Raw genomic sequence first — 19,174 nt, forward strand, 5'->3', positions numbered from 1 at the left:
CGTAGGGTCGCGGCGACGGTTCGTTGAACGAGGAGACAACTGCAGTGGATGCTGGCACCGTGGCCATCGAGATCGAGGCCATCCCAGTCGTGACGTACGCGATGGCGCACAACGGCATCCAGGTCATCAACGCCGTGCGGGTGGTGAACCGCGGCGACGAACTGCGTGGCGCGACGCTGCGCGCCGAACTGCGTGACTCGCAGGGGCGGCTGAGCAAGCCATTCACCGAACTGCTCGACCTCCCGGTCGAGGCCGCCTTGGTGCTGCGCGACCTCACCCTTGCGCTCGATCCGGCCGCGATGGCCACGGTCGAGGCACACCGGCCGGGGCGCCTGAAGGTCGAGATCCTCGACGAGGACGACTGGCCCGTCGGCAGTGCGGAGGTCGACGTCATCGTCCACGCAGCCCAGCACTGGTCGGCCCTGCCCGTCGGCCTCGGCCTGGAGATGCTGTCGGCGCACGTCATGCCGAACAGCCCCGAGGTGGCGCAGGTGCTGCGGACCGCGAGCGGCATCCTCGAGGCCCGCACCGGCAGCCCGTCCATCGAGGGCTACCAAGCCGATGCCGAGCGGGTCGACGACATCGTGCGAGCCGTGTACGAGGCCCTCCAGGGCTTGGGCATCGCCTACGCCAACCCGCCGGCCAGCTGGCACGGTCGGGTGGAGGACGCCGGCCAGAAGGTGCGCACCCCCCGCGAGGTCATCGGGGAGCGGGTCGGCACCTGTCTGGACCTCACGGTGGTCATGGCAGCCTGCCTGGAACAGGCAGGCATTCGCCCGCTGCTCTGGGTCATCGAGGGCCACGCGTTCCTCGGGTGGTGGCGCGACGAGCGCGCACTCGGGTCGATCGTCGTCACCGATGCCAGCGAGGTCGTGAACCACCTCGACCTGGGCCACATGGGTCTGGTCGAGACGACGGCGCTGACCAAGCGCACCGACCCGGTCGACTTCGACCACGCAACCAGCATCCCCCGCCAGCGGCACCTCGCCGACCTGTCCGTGATCGAGGGCGTCGTCGACGTGCGGCAAGCCCGCCTCGGGAAGGTCTACCCGCTGCCGGCACAGGGTCGCGCCGCCGACGGCACCCCGCAGATCATCGAGTACAGCCCCGCCGAGCACAGCACGCCGGTGCTCGTCGTCACCGGCGGGAGGGCGGCAACCCGTGGAGCGCACCAGGACTCCGTGCCCGCCCGCGTGACGACGTGGAAGAACTCGCTGCTCGACCTGACGCTGCGAAACCGGCTGCTCAACTACCGGGAGTCCACCGGCATCAACCTCGCGGCGCCTGGGGAGTCGCTCGGTCACGTCGAGGACCTGCTGCATGCGGGCAAGGCCATCCACCTCCTGCCCTCCGACCAGCTCGACGACGTCATGCGCGCCCGCGGCATCCGCTACGGGCGCGAGCTGCCCGCAGAAGCACGAGCGGGGTTGGTCACCGCCAAGCAGGCCGTCTACACCGACGTGACGAGCGCGGCCTACCTGAGCAGGATGCGCTCGCTGGCCTACAAGGCCAAGACCATCGTCGACGAGACGGGCGCCAACAACCTGTACCTTGCGCTGGGCACCCTCGTCTGGTCGGTCGAGGGCCGTGCGGAGCCGCTGAGGTCGCCGCTCATCCTCGTGCCGGTGCGGCTGGTGACCGGTGCGCGGCAGTCGACCTACCGGCTCGAGATCGACGAGACCGGGCAGAGCACCCCGAACTACTGTCTGCTCGAGAAGCTCAAGCAGCTGCACGGCATGTCGATCCCCGGCCTCGAGAACCCGGTCGCCGACGACGCCGGCATCGATCTCGCCGCCGCGTTCACCGCCGTGCGGGTGGCGGTCCAGGAGCGTGGCCTGCGGTACCACGTGGAGGACACCGCGGACATCGCGATCCTGCAGTTCGCCAAGTTCCGGCTGTGGAAGGACCTCGACGAGCACTGGGAGACCTTCTGCGACAACGCGCTCGTCTCGCACCTCGTCCACACCCCGACCGCACCGTTCGCCGACTCTCACGACGCGACGGGCAGCCCCGACCTCGACGCACTCGCGGCCCTGTGCCCGATGCCGGCCGATGGCTCCCAGCTGCGGGCCGTCGCCGACGCTGTGTCCGGACGCACCTTCGTGCTCGAGGGCCCGCCCGGTACCGGCAAGTCGCAGACGATCACCAACCTGCTCGCCCGCGCCATGGCCGAGGGCAAGCGCGTGCTCTTCGTCGCCGAGAAGCGGGCCGCCCTCGACGTCGTCAAGCGCCGCCTCGACAGCGTGGGCATGGGGCCCTACTCCCTCGACCTGCACGACAAGGGCAGCAAACCCGCTGTGGTGCGCGAACAGATCCGCAAGGCCATGGATGCCACCCCCTTCGCCGACCCGCAGGCGCTCAAGGTGGCGATCGAGCAGCACGACTCCAGCGCCGGGCGGCTGTCCCGCTACGCCCGTCGGGTCCACGAGGCGAACGGGGCCGGGCACTCGCTCTACGGGGCGACGACCGACCTGCTGCACCGGGCCGACACGGAGTACTCCTTCGAGGTGCCGCGGACCCTGCTCACCCACGAGGCCACGACCGAGCGCGAGAGCCTGCGGGCGATGCTTCGCACCCTGCCTGACGTTGCTGGCCCCGCTCGGCCGGGGCCGAACAACCCCTGGGCCTTCGTGCGTGTCGACGAGCTGGATGCTGCGCCGTTCGCGGCGGTGCGCCAGGCCGCTGTCGAGGTCGACCGGGCTGTCGATCGGCTGGTGGCGGTGTCAGCGCTGGCCGGGGTGCTTCGAACGGCCACCCGCGCCTCGGAACTGGAGTCGCTGGCCGCCCTGCTGCGGGCACCGAACATCACCCTCGACACCCTCGACCGCACGCGCAGCCAGTCGTGGCGTGCCGACAGCGTGGCGGTGCGCCAGGAGGTGCACGCCTTCGTGGCGGCCTCCCACCCCGGGCTCGACCGGGCGACCCCCGCGGCACTCGAGCTCGCGCTGCCCGACATCTACGCGCGTGCCCAGGCCGCGGCGGCCTCGAGCTGGTTCGGACGCAAGAAGCGGCTGCGGGCCGTGCTCGCTGAACTCCAGCCCGGGCTGCGCCCCGGGGCGGTCGTGCAGCCCAAGGAACTCGTCGGGCTGCTCGGGGCCCTGGTCCAGTTGCAGGGTGCCGTGCAGTTCCTCGCGGCCCGCACGACGGCCGTTCCGGGGGTGCGGGTTCCGCCGAACTGGAACCCGCTGACCCCGGAGGGCGCCGGCGTCGTGGCCCAGCAACTCGACTGGCTCGAGTGGGCCGGCGCAGCCGTGGCGCCCCAGGATTCGGGGGGCACGTTCCAGAGCGAGCTGCGACGCCTCCTGGAGTCGGGGTTCACGCCCGAGGCCGGCACCATCGATGCCGTTGCCGCGCTCGCGGCCGCACTCAAGCAGGTCTTCGCGCTCACCCGAGCCACGGACGACGACGTGCGCCAGTGGCTGGGTGGGCAGGGCCTGGTCGATCGATGGGTCGGCACCGCGGCCCTTCGGTCCAGCCATGACGACGACCTCATCTCGTTGCGCCGGTGGCTGGACCTGCGTCGCACCGTCGCGGCGCTCGACCGGGCCCGCATGCCCGGGGCAGCGGCTGCGCTGCTCGACGGCAGCATCGAGGCCGACGATGCGCCGCAGGCGTTCGAGAAGGGGCTCGCTGCGGCGTCCCGGGCCGAGCGGCTCGTGAGCCAGAACCTCGACGCCTTCGACGTCCGCAGCCACGAGCGCAGCCTGCGTCAGTACGTCGACAGTGGGCGGCAGGTGCGCGGCCTGCTCCAGCAGGCACTGCCGCGCGAGGTGATCGCCCAACGCGACTTCAACGCCATGAGCGAGTCGGGCCGCATCGGCGGGCTGCGCCGCGAGGTGAACAAGACCCGTCGGGCGCTCCCGATGCGCGAGCTCATGACGCAGTACGGCGACCTCATCACCCAGCTGATGCCGTGCGTCCTCGTCAGCCCGGACTCGTTGGCGCGGTTCTTCCCGGCCGAGTCGAGAATGTTCGACATCGTCGTCTTCGACGAGGCGTCGCAGATCCGGGTCGCCGACGCCATCGGCGCGATGGGTCGGGCCTCGTCGGTCGTGGTCGTCGGGGACAGCAAGCAGATGCCGCCGTCCTCCTTCGGGGAAGCGAGCGTCAGCGACGACGTCGACAGCGACGCCACGGCATCCGAGTCACTCACCGATGCCGAGAGCATCCTCAGCGAGTGCCTGAGCGCCGCGGTCCCCCAGCAGTGGCTGTCCTGGCACTACCGCAGCCAGGACGAGTCGCTCATCGCCTTCAGCAACCTGCACTACTACGAGGGTCGGCTGTCCTCGTTCCCGGCGCCGGGTCTCGGCGTCGGTGGGGGGCACAGCGATCGCGGGTTGAGCCTGGTCCGGGTGGGAGGTGTGTTCGAGCGCTCCGGCAAGGGCAAGACGCTGCGCACCAACCGCAAGGAGGCGGAGGCCATCGTCGAGGAGATCCGTCGGCGCTTCGAGGCCTCGCCCGAGGCCGTGCCGTCCATCGGTGTCGTCACCTTCAACCAGCAGCAGCGGGCGTTCATCGAGGCGCTCATCCGCGACGGTGGTGACACCCGGATCATCGAGGCGCTCGACTCCTCCCAGGAGGAGGGCCTGTTCATCAAGAACCTCGAGAACGTGCAGGGCGACGAGCGCGACGTCATCCTCTTCTCCACCGCGTTCAGCGTCAACGCCAACGGTGTTCTGCCGCTGAACTTCGGCCCGCTCTCCCTGGAGGGCGGTGAGCGCCGACTCAACGTCGCGATCACCCGTGCCCGGCGCCAGGTGGTGCTGTACACCTCGTTCGAACCGTCGCAACTGCGCGTCGAGGAGACGAAGAACGTGGGTGTGAAGCACCTGCGGGCCTACCTCGAGATGGCCGATGTCGGCGCCCGCGCGCTGGAGTCCGCCCGGCTGCGCCGACGTGAGCACGACCTGCATCGCGAGGACATCGCGGCGTCGCTGAGGGAGCGCGGGTTCGTGGTCGAGACCGATGTGGGCCTGTCGGACTTCCGGGTCGACCTGACCGTGGCTCTGGCCACCGAGCCCGCCCGCCCTGTGGCGGCCGTGCTGCTCGACGGGCCGGAGTGGAGCAGTCGGGCGACGATCGGCGACCGCGACACCCTGCCCGTCGAGGTGCTCGGCGGCATGCTCAAGTGGCCGCACGTGGCCCGCATCTGGCTGCCCGCGTGGCTCGCTGATCGCGAGGGGGTGCTGGACGGCTTCTCGCAGTCGCTCGATCGCGCCTTGGCCGGCACCCCGGTGACCGTGGGTGTCAACGGGGGCACCTCGAGTGGGCTGCACCTCCCGAGCCAACCGGTGGCGACCGCGACGGCCGCGCCGACCGCGACGGCTACTGCGGTCGCGGCGGCTGCGGAACCCGACGGCGATGTGTGGAGCGGTGTCCTCGGCAACTCGCTGCAGGCGTCGCTGGCCGGCCCTGTTGGTGCCGACGGACTACGCGGTGGTCAGGCGTTCAGGCCGTGGGTCGTCGGACTCCTGGGGTCACGCGACATCCTCGACCAGCTCGACCGGTCGGCCGCGGCCCGCAATCGGGTCGGGCTGGCCGTCGCCGACGCCATCGCCACCGAGGGCCCGATCCACCGCGATCGGCTCGTCAAGCTCGTCGCCGCTGCCTTCGACCTGGCGCGGGTGAACGCCAAGCGTGCGGACTCGATCCTGGGCGTCGTCCCCCGCGGTCACCGCAAGGGTGGGGAGCCAGCGATCCTGTGGGACCTCGCCGTCGACCCGGCGTCCTGGGACGGCTTCCGCGTCGACCCCGAGGGAACCCGACCGGTCGATCACGTGCCGTTGCGCGAGATCGCCAACGCGATGCGAGCGGCCTGCAGCGATTCGGGTGGCGCGGAGCGGGGTGAACTGCACCGCGACGTGCTCGCGATGTTCGGCTTCAAGCGGCTCACCCAAGGCATCGAGGCCCGCATGGACGAGGCGCTCGAGCACGCGGTGCGGGAGAGGCTCGTCGAGCGCCGCGGCACCTCCTACGTCGCCGGGCCACGCTGACGTGACCCCAGTGACCGTTGTGGTGCTCGCCGGCGGTGAGTCCCGCCGGTTCGGCTCCGACAAGCTCGCCGCCCCGCTCGCCGGGACCACCGTGCTCGACCACCTCCTCGCGTCCCTTCCGCCGGAGTGGGAGGTCATCGCCGTAGGGGAGCAGCGCCCCACCCCGCGCCCCCTGACCTGGACTCGTGAGGACCCACCCGGCGGCGGCCCGCTCGCCGGCATCGCCGCCGGGCTCGCCCTGGTCACCACCGACCTGACCGCCGTGGTGGCTGGCGACATGCCGTATGCCGTGTCGGGCCTTCGCCAGCTGGCCGACGCGCTCGCGGCGGCTGGCCCGGACACCGCAGCGGCGGTGGCCGTCGACGACGAGGGGCACGCCAACCCGCTGCTCGCCGTCTACCGCACCACCGCGGCCCGTGACCTCGTGCCCGAGCCCGCGCACGGCATCCCCGCGAAGACCCTGCTGGCCCTCCCACACCTCGAGGTGCGGATCACTGGCGTCACGTCCCGAGACGTCGACACCCCCGAGGACCTTGCGGCCCTCGGGGGTGAGTGACGAGCGGGATCGAGCAGTCGATCAGCCGGGCTTCGGGGCGCCCGGGCGGGCGTAGCGCCACCACGTGATGGCGACGCACATGACGGCCCACGCGATACCGATCGAGTAGAACGCGACCGGCCCGAGGCTCGTCACGCCGACTCCGAAGAAGAACGGCCCGAACGCGGCGATGGCGGCCGTCCAGCCGATGACGCCACCGGCCTGGCGGCGCTCGAAGATCATCGGCATCTGCTTGAACGTCGAGGCGTTGCCGATGCCGCTGAACAGGAAGATCGCGAGCATGCCGTAGAGGAACTGGTCGAAGCCGGCCTCGAGGGCGGCCGCCGAGGAGGTATCCGGGGTCAGGGCCGGGATCGTCCAGGCGATCGAGCCGATGAGGCCGATCCCCGAGATGAGGGTCCAGATCGCACCGCCCATGCGGTCGGTCAGCGGGGAGAAGGCGACTCGGGCGGCCGCCCCGATGAGCGGGCCGAGGAAGACGTACTTCACGGCATCCGGCACGGCGTAGCCGGCGACGAGCACCGTGGCGCTCGCGCCACTGCCCTGGACGATGTCGGTGTTGCCGCTGCCGTAGAGGTTGGTCATGAGCAGACCGAACTGGGCGGCCAGTCCGGAGAAGGTGCCGAAGGTCATGATGTAGAGCAACGTCATCCACCAGGTGTCCTGGTTGCCGAAGATGTCGAACTGCTGGCGGATGTTCGCCTTGACGGGCACCGACTTCAGCATCGTCCACGCGAGGACGGCCCCGACGACCATGAGCGGGATCCACACGAAGGCGGCGTTCTGGTACCAGACGGTCGCCGGCTCCTTGCCGGGAATGGTCATCTGCTGGCTGCCGCCGAAGATCGCGAGGGCGCCCATGGCGATGAAGTACGGGGTGAGCAGCTGCACGAACGAGACGCCGAAGTTGCCGAGCCCGGCCTGCAACCCCAGCGCCGTGCCCTGCATCCGCTTGGGGAAGAAGTACGAGGTGCTCGGCATGAAGCCGGAGAACGCCCCACCGCCGATGCCGGCGAGGAAGGCGAGCACCATGAGCTCCCAGTAGGGGGCCTCGGGGGTCTGCACGCGCACGCCCCAGCCCAACGTCGAGGCGATGAGCAGCAGGCTGGTCAGCGACACCATCTTGCGGGTGCCCATGATGGGGGGCAGCACCATCCACACGAGCCGGAACAGCCCCGCGGCCAGACCCGGCATCGCGGCCATCCAGTACAGCTGGCTCTTGGTGAACTCGTAGCCGAGGGCGTTGAGCTTGGGGATGATCGCGCTCGGCAGGAACCAGGCGACGAAGGCCAGGGTCAGGCAGAAGGTCGTGACCCACAGGGTGCGCCAGGCCAGGGACTTGTCCCAGGTCTGCTCGTTCTCCGGGTCCCAGGACTCCAGCCACTCACCCTTGCGGGCCGGTGCGGGGGCGGTGCTCATCGATGTCTCCTTAGCGGACGGTCGCGGTGGCGACCGGGGTCTCGAGGTGGCGGGCGAGGTCGGGCGACTCGCGGTGCAGCATGTGGACGACCGTCCAGTGCATCCAGATGAAGCAGGCGGCGGTCAGCAGGAACAGGACGAAGAACGTCGAGCTCGGGAAGCCTGACCAGACCTTGGTGTAGGCGAACAGCGGCGGCAGGAAGAATCCGCCGAGCCCGCCGAACATCCCGACGAGGCCGCCGACGGAGCCGACGTTGTCGGGGAAGTACTCGGGGATGTGCTTGTAGACGGCGGCCTTGCCGACGCCCATGGCGCAGCCGAGGAGGAAGACCAGCAGGGCGAACGGGACGATGCCGATGGCATAGGCCAGGTGCTCGCTCTGGGTGCCGTCGGCCTGGTCGATGACGAGGTGGCCGTTGGGCATCATGAGAATGCCGGTCGTCGCCAGCATCACCCCGAAGGTCCAGTACATGACGCGGCGGGCACCGTACTTGTCGGAGAACCAGCCACCGACCGGGCGCAGCAGGGATGCCGGGAAGATGAACGTCGCGGTGAGCAAAGCGGCGACCTGGAGCTCGACACCGAAGTTGTCGACGTAGTACTTCGGCAGCCAGGCCGACAGCGCGACGTAGGCCCCGAAGACTGCCGCGTAGTAGAGGCTGAAGCGCCACACGCGCACGTGCTTGAGCGGGGCGAGCATCTCGCCCAGCGGCTTGCCTGCGCCGTTCATCTTGTCGTGCCGGGGGACGATGAGGAACGTCAGGATGGCGACCACGACCAGCGCGACGGTGTAGAACGCGGGGAAGATCCGCCAGCCACCGGGGAAGATGCCGAGGTACATCGCGCCGGCGGTGCTCGCGATGATCGTCGGCAGCAGCACGACGAGCAGCTTGGTCACCGAGGCGCCGACGTTGCCGGCGCCGAAGACGCCGAGGGCGAAGCCCTGCCGCTTCTTGGGCCACCAGGCGGCGTTCCACGCGATGCCGACGCTGAACAGGTTGCCCGCGAAGCCGACGAGGAAGGCCAGCACGAGCAGGGCGCCGTAGCCCGAGACCTGGGTGAGGAAGAAGCACGGGATGGCCGTGAGCAGGAGCATGGAGATGGTCACCACCCGGCCGCCGACCCGGTCGGTGAGCATGCCGGCAGGCAGGCGCCACAGTGACCCGTTGAGCACGGCGACGGCGGAGATCCACGCGAGCTCGGGGTCGCTCAGCCCCAGCTCCTTCTGGATCGGCACGCCGAGGATGCCGAACATCAGCCACACCGCGAACATCAGCGTGAAGGCGATCGTCGACATCGTGAGGACGCGCTTGGCGCCGCTCGACACCTCGGGATGGGCAGGTGCCGTGTCCGGCTCCGTGGTCAGGGTCATGACCGTGGCCTCCATTTGGATGAGAGTAGTCATCTAAATATCTCGAATGGGACGGTACAGCCGCCGCTGACCAGCCTGCCAGTGAGGTCACCCTTATGTCTACGACGGATCGTCGTACACCGAAAAGTGCCCTTCTGTCAACGGGATCTGGTGACTTCACGCCCGCCACTCGAGTGTGGTTCGATAGGAGAAATCCTGTCCTCCAAACTGAGGAGCGACCCGCGTTGAGCGCCCCGACAGACGACCTCGGCCCCGCCGCCGTGCTCGCCTCGCCCGTGCGCCGACGCCTCCTCGACGCCCTGTCCCACGCCACGGCGACTCGCCACGACCCGACCGACCCCGTGGGCCTGACTGCGGCAGACCTTGCGGAGCACGTCGGGCTCCACGTGACGACGGTGCGCTTCCACCTCGACCAGCTGGTCGCCGCCGGTCTCGTCGAGGCCAGCTTCCACCGCAGCGGCAGTGCGGGCCGCCCGCGCAAGCTCTACGCGCCGGTCCAGGGCTCGCTCGCCGAGGTCGACGTCGCGGGGGAGGCCGACGCGCTGCGCCTGCTCAGCGGCCTGCTCGCGGGGGTGCTCGCCGACAGCAGCGGCGGTGTCGCCCCGACGCCGCTGGAGACCGGCCGCCGGTGGGCACTCGAGCACGTCCAGGCCGACCCGGCAGCCAGGCCCGCGAGCACGCCGGGTCAGTGGCTGAGCAAGGTCGGCCGGATGCTCGACGTCCTGCACGAGTGGGGCTACACCCCGGAGATGTCGACCTCCGACGGCGGGCGCACCGCCCGCCTCGTCCTCAAGGACTGCCCGTTCCTGGCCCTGGCCGTCGACAACCCCGCCGTGGTGTGCGGCATCCACCGCGGCCTGATCACCGGCTCGATGGAGCAGTTCGGCGAGCCGGACACCGAGATCGGCCTCGAACCCTTCGTCGGCCCCACCACGTGTGTCGCGCACGTGAGCACCCGAACCCCCTTCCGTGACAAGACCTCCGCCACGGCAACCAAGGAGACCGCATGACCACCAGCCCCGCCCTCGACGGGCCGCTGACCACTGCCCTCGTCGGCACCCGCCGGTTCTTCACCCGCTCGCAGGTGTCCGACGACAAGCGGTCCATCCACACCGAGGGTGGCCGCTCCGGCGACGCGTTCTACCGCGACCGCTGGAGCCACGACAAGGTCGTGCGCAGCACCCACGGGGTGAACTGCACCGGCTCCTGCTCGTGGAAGGTCTACGTCAAGGACGGGATCATCACCTGGGAGGCGCAGCAGACCGACTACCCCTCCACCGGTGCCGACCGGCCCGAGTACGAGCCACGCGGCTGCCCCCGCGGGGCGGCCTTCAGCTGGTACACCTACTCCCCGACGCGGGTGCGCTACCCCTACGTGCGCGGGGTGCTGCTCGAGATGTTCCGTGAGGCCAAGGCGGCCCTGGGGGGCGACCCCGTGCTCGCCTGGGCGTCCATCGTCCAGGACCCCGACAAGGCCCGGCGCTACAAGTCCGCCCGCGGCAAGGGCGGCCTGGTGCGTTCGAGCTGGGACGAGGTCGTCGAGATCATCGCCGCCGCGCACGTCTACACCGTCAAGCGCTGGGGCCCGGACCGCATCGCCGGCTTCTCGCCGATCCCCGCGATGTCGCCGGTCTCCTACGCCTCGGGCGCCCGCTTCCTCGAGCTCGTCGGCGCCCCGATGCTCTCGTTCTACGACTGGTACGCCGACCTGCCGAACGCGTCGCCGCAGATGTTCGGCGACCAGACCGACGTCCCCGAGTCCGGCGACTGGTGGGATGCCGGCTACCTCATCATGTGGGGCTCGAACGTCCCGATGACCCGCACCCCCGACGCGCACTGGATGACCGAGGCGCGCTACCGCGGCCAGAAGGTCGTCGCCGTCTCGCCCGACTACGCCGAGAACGTCAAGTTCGCCGACGAGTGGGTCGCCGCGGCCCCGGGCACCGACGGCGCGCTCGCGATGGCGATGGGGCACGTCATCCTCAAGGAGTTCTTCGTCGACAGCCAGGTCGACTTCTTCACGCAGTACAACCAGCAGTACACCGACCTGCCCTTCCTCGTCGCCCTCGAGGATGCCGGGGACGTCGCCGACACTGCCGAGGGCGCCGACGGGCCGGCCTACCGGCCCGGCAAGTACCTCGTCGCCGGTGACCTCGACATCGCGCAGGCCGCCTCCGAGAACGCGATGTGGAAGCCGGCCGTGCTCGATGCGCGCACCGGTGACGTGGCCATCCCGAACGGCTCCATCGGCTTCCGCTACGGAGACGAGGGCTGGGGCAAGTGGAACCTCGACCTCGAGGACATCGACCCCGTCCTGACGCTGCACGGCCTCGACGCCGGTGGCACGGCATCCGAGACGGCCCGGGTCGTGATGCCGAGGTTCGACGCGTACGACGGCAAGGTCGCGCACGTGATGCGCGGGGTGCCGGTGCGCCGCATCGGTGGGCGCCTGGTGACCACCGTGCTCGACCTCATGCTCGCCCAGTACGGCGTGGCCCGCCCCGGGATGCCGGGCACCTGGCCGGCCGACTACGAGGACCCCTCCACCCCGGCGACGCCGGCGTGGCAGGAGGAGATCACCAACGTGCCCGCCGAGCAGGTCGTGCGGCTGGCGCGTGAGTGGGCGCAGAACGCCATCGACACCGGCGGTCGCGGGATGATCCTCATGGGGGCCGGCACCAACCACTGGTTCCACTCCGACCAGATCTACCGGGCGATGCTCGTGCTCACGACGATCACGGGGTGCTAGGGGCGCAACGGTGGTGGCTGGGCGCACTACGTCGGCCAGGAGAAGATCCGCCCGATCATGGGCTTCCAGCACATGGCGTTCGCGCTGGACTGGCAGCGCCCGCCGCGGCACATGAACCAGACGGCGTACTGGTACGTCAACACCAGCCAGTATCGCTACGACACCTTCACCGCCGACGACGTGGATGCCGGCACCGGCGTCTTCGCGGGCAAGGGCGTCATGGACCTGCTCGCCCAGTCGGTGCGCCTGGGCTGGACCCCGAGCTACCCGACCTTCAACCGCAGCAGCCTCGCGCTGGCGGACGAGGCGGATGCCGCGGGGCTGGCTCCCGCGGACTACGTCGTCGACCAGCTGAAGTCCGGTGCCCTGAAGTTCGCCGTCGAGGACCCGGAGGCGGAGGAGAACCACCCCCGCATCCTCAGCCTGTGGCGGGCCAACCTGCTGGGGTCCAGCGCCAAGGGCAACGAGTACTTCCTCAAGCACCTGCTCGGCACCGACAACGCCGTCACCGCCGAGCAGGCCCCGCCGGACAAGCGCCCCACCGGGATCGAGTGGCCCGAGCACGTGCCCGAGGGCAAGCTCGACCTGCTCATGACCATCGACTTCCGGATGACGAGCTCGACGCTGTTCTCCGACGTCGTCCTGCCGGCAGCCACCTGGTACGAGAAGCACGACCTGAACACCACCGACATGCACCCCTTCGTGCACTCCTTCAACCCGGCGATCTCCCCGCCGTGGCAGTCCAAGACCGACTGGGAGGCGTGGAAGGACGTCGCGAAGAAGTTCTCCGAGCTCGCCGTCGACCACCTGGGCACCCGGCGCGACGTCATCGCCAAGCCGCTGTGGCACGACACCCCCGAGGCGATGGCCACGGTGCACGGTGTCGTCAAGGACTGGCGCCTCGGCGAGTGCGAACCCGTGCCGGGCAAGACCCTGCCGGTGCTCGCCGTCGCCGAGCGTGACTACACGGCCATCTACGACAAGATGACGTCGATCGGCCCGCTCATGGAGAAGGTCGGCATGCTCACCAAGGGTGTGCCCTACGACGTCAAGCGCGAGGTCGACATCCTGCGCCACCGCAACGGGGTCGCCCACGGCGGCGCCGGCAACGGCCAGCCCCGCCTCGACACCGACATCCACATGGCCGACGCGATCCTGCACCTGTCGGGCACGACGAACGGTCACCTCGCCACCCACGGGTTCAAGAACGTGGAGAAGCGCACCGGCACCCAGCTGCACGACCTCGCGGCCGAGCACGAGGGCAAGCAGATCACCTTCGCCGACACCCAGGTCGCCCCGGTGCCGGTCATCACCTCCCCGGAGTGGTCCGGCTCGGAGAGCGGCGGCCGCCGGTACTCCCCGTTCACGATCAACATCGAACGCAAGAAGCCGTTCCACACCCTCACCGGGCGCCAGCAGTTCTACCTCGACCACGACTGGATCCTCGGCATGGGGGAGGCGTTGCCGGTGTACCGGCCGCCGCTGAACATGACCGAGCTCTTCGGTGAGGCCGCGCTCGGCGAGCAGAACGCCCTCGGTGTCTCGGTGCGCTACCTGACCCCGCACAACAAGTGGTCGATCCACAGCGAGTACCAGGACAACCTGTTCATGCTCAGCCTCTCGCGCGGCGGGCAGACGATCTGGCTCTCCGACGTTGACGCCGAGAAGATCGGGGTCGCCGACAACGACTGGATCGAGGCGGTCAACCGCAACGGTGTCGTCGCGGCCCGCGCGATCGTCTCTCACCGGATGCCGGAGGGCACCGTCTACATGCACCACGCCCAGGACCGGCTCATCGACGTCCCCCTCACCGAGACCAACGGAAGGCGCGGCGGCATCCACAACTCCCTCACCCGGATCATGATGAAACCGAGCCACATGATCGGCGGCTACGCCCAGTTCGCCTACTTCTTCAACTACATCGGGCCCACCGGAAACAACCGCGACGAAGTGACGATGATCCGTCGCCGCGCCAACCAGAACGTGGAGTACTGACATGCGCGTCATGGCCCAGATGGCGATGGTCATGAACCTCGACAAGTGCATCGGGTGTCACACCTGTTCGGTCACGTGCAAGCAGGCGTGGACCAACCGGGCCGGCACCGAGTACGTGTGGTTCAACAACGTCGAGACCCGGCCCGGCCTGGGCTACCCGCGCGGCTACGAGGACCAGGAGGAGTGGCGCGGCGGCTGGGTGATGAAGAACGGCCGCCTCCAGCTGCGGGCCGGCGGTCGGCTCAAGAAGCTGCTGACGATCTTCAGCAACCCCAAGATGCCCTCGATCAGCGACTACTACGAGCCGTGGACCTACGACTACGAGACGCTGCTCAACGCCCCCGCGCAGAAGAACTTCCCCGTCGCCCGGCCGTACTCGCTCATCTCGGGCAAGCCGGTCAACGTGTCGTGGAGCGCCAACTGGGACGACGACCTCGGCGGCTCGCGCGAGCACGCGGCCAAGGACGTCATGCTCAAGGGCATCGAGGACAAGGTGAAGTTCGAGTTCGAACAGACCTTCATGTTCTACCTGCCGCGCATCTGCGAACACTGCCTCAACCCCTCGTGCGCGGCGTCGTGCCCCAGCGGCGCGATCTACAAGCGCGAGGAGGACGGCATCGTCCTGGTCGACCAGGACCGCTGCCGCGGCTGGCGGATGTGCATCACCGGCTGCCCGTACAAGAAGGTCTACTTCAACCACAAGACCGGCAAGGCCGAGAAGTGCACCTTCTGCTACCCGCGCATCGAGGTCGGCATCCCCACCGTGTGCTCCGAGACCTGCGTGGGCCGGCTGCGCTACATCGGGCTCGTCCTCTACGACGCCGACAAGGTGCTCGAGGCGGCCACCACCGAGGACGACACCGACCTCTACGAGTCTCAGCTGGGCGTGTTCCTGGACCCCGAGGACCCGGAGGTCCGGCGCGAGGCCGAGGCGGCCGGCATCCCCGGTGACTGGATCGAAGCAGCCCGCCGCAGCCCGGTGAAGAAGCTGATCATGGACTACAAGGTCGCGCTGCCGCTGCACCCGGAGTACCGCACGATGCCGATGGTCTGGTACATCCCGCCGCTGTCGCCGGTCGTCGACGTCATCAAGGACACCGGCTACGACGCCGAGGACGTCGACAACCTCTTCGGGGCCATCGACACCCTGCGCATCCCCGTGGAGTACTTGGCGAACCTGTTCACCGCCGGTGACGTCGCCCCCGTCAACACCGTGCTCAAGAAGCTCGCGGCGATGCGGTCGTACATGCGCGACATCAACCTCGGGCGCGACCCCCGCGACGAGATCCCCGCCGCGGTCGGGATGGAGGGCGAGGACATGTACGAGATGTTCCGCCTGCTCGCCCTGGCACGGTACGAGGAGCGCTACGTCATCCCGACCGCGCACGCCGAGCAGGCGCACTCGCTCGAGGAGATCGCGACCGACTGCGCGGTGTCGCAGTACGGCGGCGGGCAGGAGATCTTCGGCGAGGGCTCCGGTGGTGCACCGACTCCCGTCGCGGCCGAGAACCTGCGGGTGCGACGCGAGGCCCTGGACGCCGACAGCGTCGACGCCCTGCCGGCCGACAACCCGCTGCGCGGGCGGGTCAACCTGCTCAACTGGGACGGGCGGGGGATGCCGGACGGCATCTTCCCGGGTGGCGGCTCCGGTTCGGGTGAACGGGCCGACCGATGAAGTGGCGGCGGCACCGCGACGCACGCCCCGGCATCCGGGAGAAGGACCTCGTCGACACCTGGCAGGTGGTCTCGCTGCTGCTCGACTACCCCGACGACGTGCTGCTGGGGCGGGTGCCGATGCTGCGCGGCGTGGTCGAGGGCTTGCCCGACGCCCAGCGGATGCCGTTGCTCGAGTTCCTCGACCACCTCACCTCCGCGCGGCTCGGCGCCCTGCAGCGCGAGTACGTCGACACGTTCGACGTCACCCGCAAGTGCTCGCTGCACCTGACGTACTTCACCTCGGGTGACACGCGACGGCGCGGGGTGGCCCTCGTGGAGTTCAAGCAGGCCTACCGCCGGGCCGGTCTGGAGTTCGACAGCGAGGTCGAGCTGCCCGACCACCTGTGCGTCGTGCTCGAGTTCGGCGCGATGCAGGACTGGGCCACCGCGTGGCACCTGCTGACCCGCCACCGGGTGGGGGTGGAGGTGCTGCGGGCCGGGTTGGCCCAGCGCGACTCGCGCTGGCTGCCCGTGCTCGAGGCGCTGCGCTCGACGCTGCCGCCGCTGGAGGGCAGCGACACCGAGGCCCTGTTGCGGCTCGTCGAGCAGGGCCCACCCCAGGAGGAGGTCGGGCTCGAGCCGTACGCCATCGACCCCCGACTCAACCCCCGACCCGAACCCGCCGACACCACAGCGATGCTCGGCACGACCATCCCGGTAGGAGCCCCCCGATGACCACGTTCTTGTGGGTGATCGTCCCGTACGTGTGCCTGGCCGTGTTCGTCGTCGGGCACTTCTGGCGCTACCGCTACGACAAGTTCGGCTGGACCACGCGCTCCAGCCAGCTCTACGAGGACAAGCTGCTGCGCATCGGCAGCCCGCTGTTCCACTTCGGCATGCTCGGCGTCGTCATGGGCCACGTGATCGGCCTGATCATCCCGCAGGTGTGGACCAACGCGTTGGGGCTGAGCCCGCACGCGTACCACGTCATCGCGCTGGCCGGTGGCATCCCCGCGGGGATCGCGGCCCTGGCCGGTCTGGCGATCCTGGTCTACCGGCGGCGCACCACCGGCCCCGTGTTCAGCGCCACGACCACCAACGACAAGGCCATGTACGCCGTGCTCGGCACCGTCATGGCCCTGGGCATGTGGAACACGGTGGCCGGCAGCCTCCTGCAGTTCGGCGGTGAGTACAACTACCGCGAGGGCGTCTCGGTGTGGTTCCGCAGCATCTTCGCGTTCCAGCCGCAGCCCGAGCTCATGGCAGCGGCACCACTGGGCTTCCAGCTGCACGCCCTGCTCGCGTTCATCCTGTTCGCGATGTGGCCGTTCACCCGGCTGGTCCACGTCTTCTCGGCGCCGCTTGGGTACCTCACCCGGCCCTACCTGGTCTACCGCTCCAAGGACCAGCGGCCGGGTCGCGGCTCGGGCAACCGCGCACCCAAGCGAGGGTGGGAGAAGTCCGAGCTCACCAAGAAGTGACTGAACAGCTCGCCCTCGCCGATCTTCGGAGGACCGGATGACCGACCTCGCCGCCGCCGAGCAGCAGTGGCACGCCTGGATCGTCGACGCCTGCACCGCGCTCGACGTCGACCCGGATGCCGTCGACGTGCCCGGCATCCACGCCCTCACCAAGGACATCGCGCACGGTTTCGCGCGGCCCATGGCACCCGTCGGGTCCTACATCCTCGGGCTCGCGGTGGGCGCCCGGGCCGCCCGCGGTGAGGTGGTCGACCCGGCCGCGCTCAGTGAGGCGCTGCGCTCGACCTTCCCTGCCACGTCGCGCGCCTGATCCGGCACCGCGACCTCCCGACCGCGATCTCCCGACCTTCCTGGCCCTGATCCATCCGGCTCGACCCCACCGAAGGACACTCATGGACAGCATCTCCCTCACCGACCTCGCCGACGAGCTGCTCCACTCGGCTCGAGAGGGCAGCAGCGGGCGGGCGGCGCGCACCATCCACGGTGGTCACGACCGGGTGCTGCGCGAGACCGTCATCGCGATCCTGGCCGAGCACGGGCTGGCCGAGCACGAGAGCCCCGGCGAGGCGACCCTGCAGGTGCTGCGGGGTCGCGTGCGGCTCGACTCCGAGCCGGACAGCTGGGAGGGATCGGCGGGGGACCACACCATCATCCCGGGGCGCCGGCACGCCCTGACCGCCCTCGAGGACTGCGCCGTGCTCCTCACCGTCGTCAAGCCGTAGCCAACCACCCCGACTGATTGCGTCGCAGCCACCTCAGGAGGCACTTTCCGGGCATCTCCAGGTGGGTGCTGCGCAATGAGTCGCCTGATGGTGATCGGACTTCGTGCGACTTGCCCACGGTTTTCGGGCCATCCGGGCTCAGGAACCGCACCCAAGTCGCACGAAGTCGGGGACGAGAGAGGGGATGCCGGGACTCGAGTCCCGCCCGCGACGTCGGGATGCCGGGACTCGAGTTTTGCGCGCGACCTGCGCCACGGCATCCGGCAACCCCGACTGATTGCGTCGCAGCCACCTCAGGAGGCACTTTCCGGGCACCTCCAGGTGGGTGCTGCGCAATGAGTCAGCGTAATCAACTTGACAGTTGATCAATTGCTTGGTTGAATAATGGGATGCCGGACACGAGCACCGCCGTCGACCTGGGTTTCGCGGCCCTCGCCGACCCCGTCCGGCGGGCGATCATCGCGCACCTGAGCCGTGGACCGGCCACGGTGAACGAGATCGCCGAGCCCTTCGAGATCAGCCTCCAGGCGGTCTCGAAGCACATCCAGGTCCTCGAGCACGCGGGCCTGGTCACCCGCACCCGGCAGGCCCAGCGCCGCCCGGTGCACCTGAACCCCGAGGCGCTCGAAGCCCTGACGGCCTGGATCGACGGCTACCGCCTGATCCACGAGCAGCAGTTCCGCCGCCTCGACGCCCTCCTCGCGACCGCCGACACCACCCGGCCGGCCGCACCCCGCACCCCCAAGGAGCCCTCATGAGCAACGGCCTGCACCTCGACATCCCGGCCGGCGTGCCGTGGATCGACTTCACCCGCGAGTTCGACGCCCCCGTGGCGGCGGTCTTCGAGGCCCACCGCGACCCCGAGAAGGTCAAGCTGTGGCTCGGCCCGAACGGCATGCAGATGGAGATCGCCCAGTGGGACTTCACCACCGGCGGCGGCTACTCCTACACGCACACGAGCGACTACGGCACGTTCGGCTTCCGCGGGGTCTTCCACAGCATCCGCGAGAACGAGTTCGCCCTCCAGACCTTCGAGTTCGACGGTGCCCCCGACGAGGTCGCCCTGGAGTTCATGTGGTTCGAGGACCTCGGCGACGGTCGCACTCGACTGCGGGGCCGCAGCATCGGGCGCACCGTCGAAGGGCGCGACGCGATGGTCGAGTCGGGCATGGAGCACGGCATGGCCGAGGGTTACGAGCGGCTCGAGGCCCTCGTCGCTCACGCCTGATGG

12 protein-coding genes and 1 pseudogene are annotated in these 19,174 nt (G+C 69.7%); 11 read left to right on the forward strand and 2 right to left on the reverse strand.

All coding sequences use genetic code 11. The annotated features are described in order from the left end of the window. The first annotated feature begins 44 nt into the window (after positions 1 to 44). Both C8E84_RS12875 and mobA read left to right on the forward strand, forming a co-directional pair. Complete coding sequence (locus C8E84_RS12875) at positions 45 to 5,993, forward strand: DUF3320 domain-containing protein (protein ID WP_211675550.1); 5,949 nt, start codon at positions 45 to 47, stop codon at positions 5,991 to 5,993. A gap of 1 nt (position 5,994) precedes the next feature. Next, positions 5,995 to 6,549, forward strand: a complete 555-nt coding sequence (gene mobA, locus C8E84_RS12880; protein ID WP_159902723.1) for a molybdenum cofactor guanylyltransferase — start codon at positions 5,995 to 5,997, stop codon at positions 6,547 to 6,549. A gap of 21 nt (positions 6,550 to 6,570) precedes the next feature. On the opposite strand, the gene C8E84_RS12885 is transcribed toward mobA, so the two are convergent. Together C8E84_RS12885 and C8E84_RS12890 are read right to left on the reverse strand one after the other, a co-directional pair. Beyond that, positions 6,571 to 7,968, reverse strand: coding sequence for an MFS transporter (locus C8E84_RS12885; protein WP_159902725.1), 1,398 nt, complete (start codon positions 7,966 to 7,968; stop codon positions 6,571 to 6,573). Positions 7,969 to 7,978: 10 nt separating this feature from the next. After that, positions 7,979 to 9,355, reverse strand: a complete 1,377-nt coding sequence (locus tag C8E84_RS12890; RefSeq protein WP_159902727.1) for an MFS transporter — start codon at positions 9,353 to 9,355, stop codon at positions 7,979 to 7,981. 209 nt (positions 9,356 to 9,564) lie between these two features. Here C8E84_RS12890 and C8E84_RS12895 point away from each other — a divergent pair, with 209 nt between their 5' ends. The 9 genes and pseudogenes from C8E84_RS12895 (at position 9,565) to C8E84_RS12935 (ending at position 19,171) form a co-directional block, all read left to right on the forward strand. After that, the gene (locus C8E84_RS12895; protein ID WP_246196927.1) at positions 9,565 to 10,350 is read left to right on the forward strand and encodes a helix-turn-helix transcriptional regulator; all 786 of its coding nucleotides are present in this window, start codon (positions 9,565 to 9,567) and stop codon (positions 10,348 to 10,350) included. Next, positions 10,347 to 14,084, forward strand: a pseudogene (locus C8E84_RS12900) (nitrate reductase subunit alpha). Before C8E84_RS12895 ends, C8E84_RS12900 begins: the two are co-directional and overlap by 4 nt. A gap of 1 nt (position 14,085) precedes the next feature. Then, complete coding sequence (narH, locus tag C8E84_RS12905) at positions 14,086 to 15,759, forward strand: nitrate reductase subunit beta (RefSeq protein ID WP_159902731.1); 1,674 nt, start codon at positions 14,086 to 14,088, stop codon at positions 15,757 to 15,759. Next, complete coding sequence (narJ, locus tag C8E84_RS12910; RefSeq protein WP_159902733.1) at positions 15,756 to 16,475, forward strand: nitrate reductase molybdenum cofactor assembly chaperone; 720 nt, start codon at positions 15,756 to 15,758, stop codon at positions 16,473 to 16,475. The genes narH and narJ overlap by 4 nt, the downstream gene beginning before the upstream one ends. Then, positions 16,472 to 17,221 carry a respiratory nitrate reductase subunit gamma gene (gene narI / locus C8E84_RS12915; protein ID WP_159902735.1) on the forward strand — a complete coding sequence of 250 codons (750 nt, stop codon included), beginning with the start codon at positions 16,472 to 16,474 and terminating at the stop codon, positions 17,219 to 17,221. The genes narJ and narI overlap by 4 nt, the downstream gene beginning before the upstream one ends. 37 nt (positions 17,222 to 17,258) lie before the next feature. Then, positions 17,259 to 17,531, forward strand: coding sequence for a DUF6457 domain-containing protein (locus C8E84_RS12920; protein WP_211675553.1), 273 nt, complete (start codon positions 17,259 to 17,261; stop codon positions 17,529 to 17,531). An 82-nt stretch (positions 17,532 to 17,613) separates the two neighbouring features. Next, positions 17,614 to 17,943: a cupin domain-containing protein gene (locus tag C8E84_RS12925; RefSeq protein WP_159902737.1), complete on the forward strand. Its 330-nt coding sequence runs from the start codon at positions 17,614 to 17,616 to the stop codon at positions 17,941 to 17,943. A gap of 389 nt (positions 17,944 to 18,332) precedes the next feature. Continuing rightward, positions 18,333 to 18,701 (forward strand): ArsR/SmtB family transcription factor, encoded by a 369-nt coding sequence (locus tag C8E84_RS12930; RefSeq protein ID WP_159902739.1) that lies wholly within the window; start codon positions 18,333 to 18,335, stop codon positions 18,699 to 18,701. Next, the gene (locus tag C8E84_RS12935; RefSeq protein WP_159902741.1) at positions 18,698 to 19,171 is read left to right on the forward strand and encodes an SRPBCC family protein; all 474 of its coding nucleotides are present in this window, start codon (positions 18,698 to 18,700) and stop codon (positions 19,169 to 19,171) included. Before C8E84_RS12930 ends, C8E84_RS12935 begins: the two co-directional genes overlap by 4 nt. Positions 19,172 to 19,174: the final 3 nt, after the last annotated feature.

The sequence above is a fragment of the Ornithinibacter aureus genome (assembly GCF_009858245.1).
GTDB classification, from domain to species: Bacteria; Actinomycetota; Actinomycetes; order Actinomycetales; family Dermatophilaceae; genus Fodinibacter; species Fodinibacter aureus.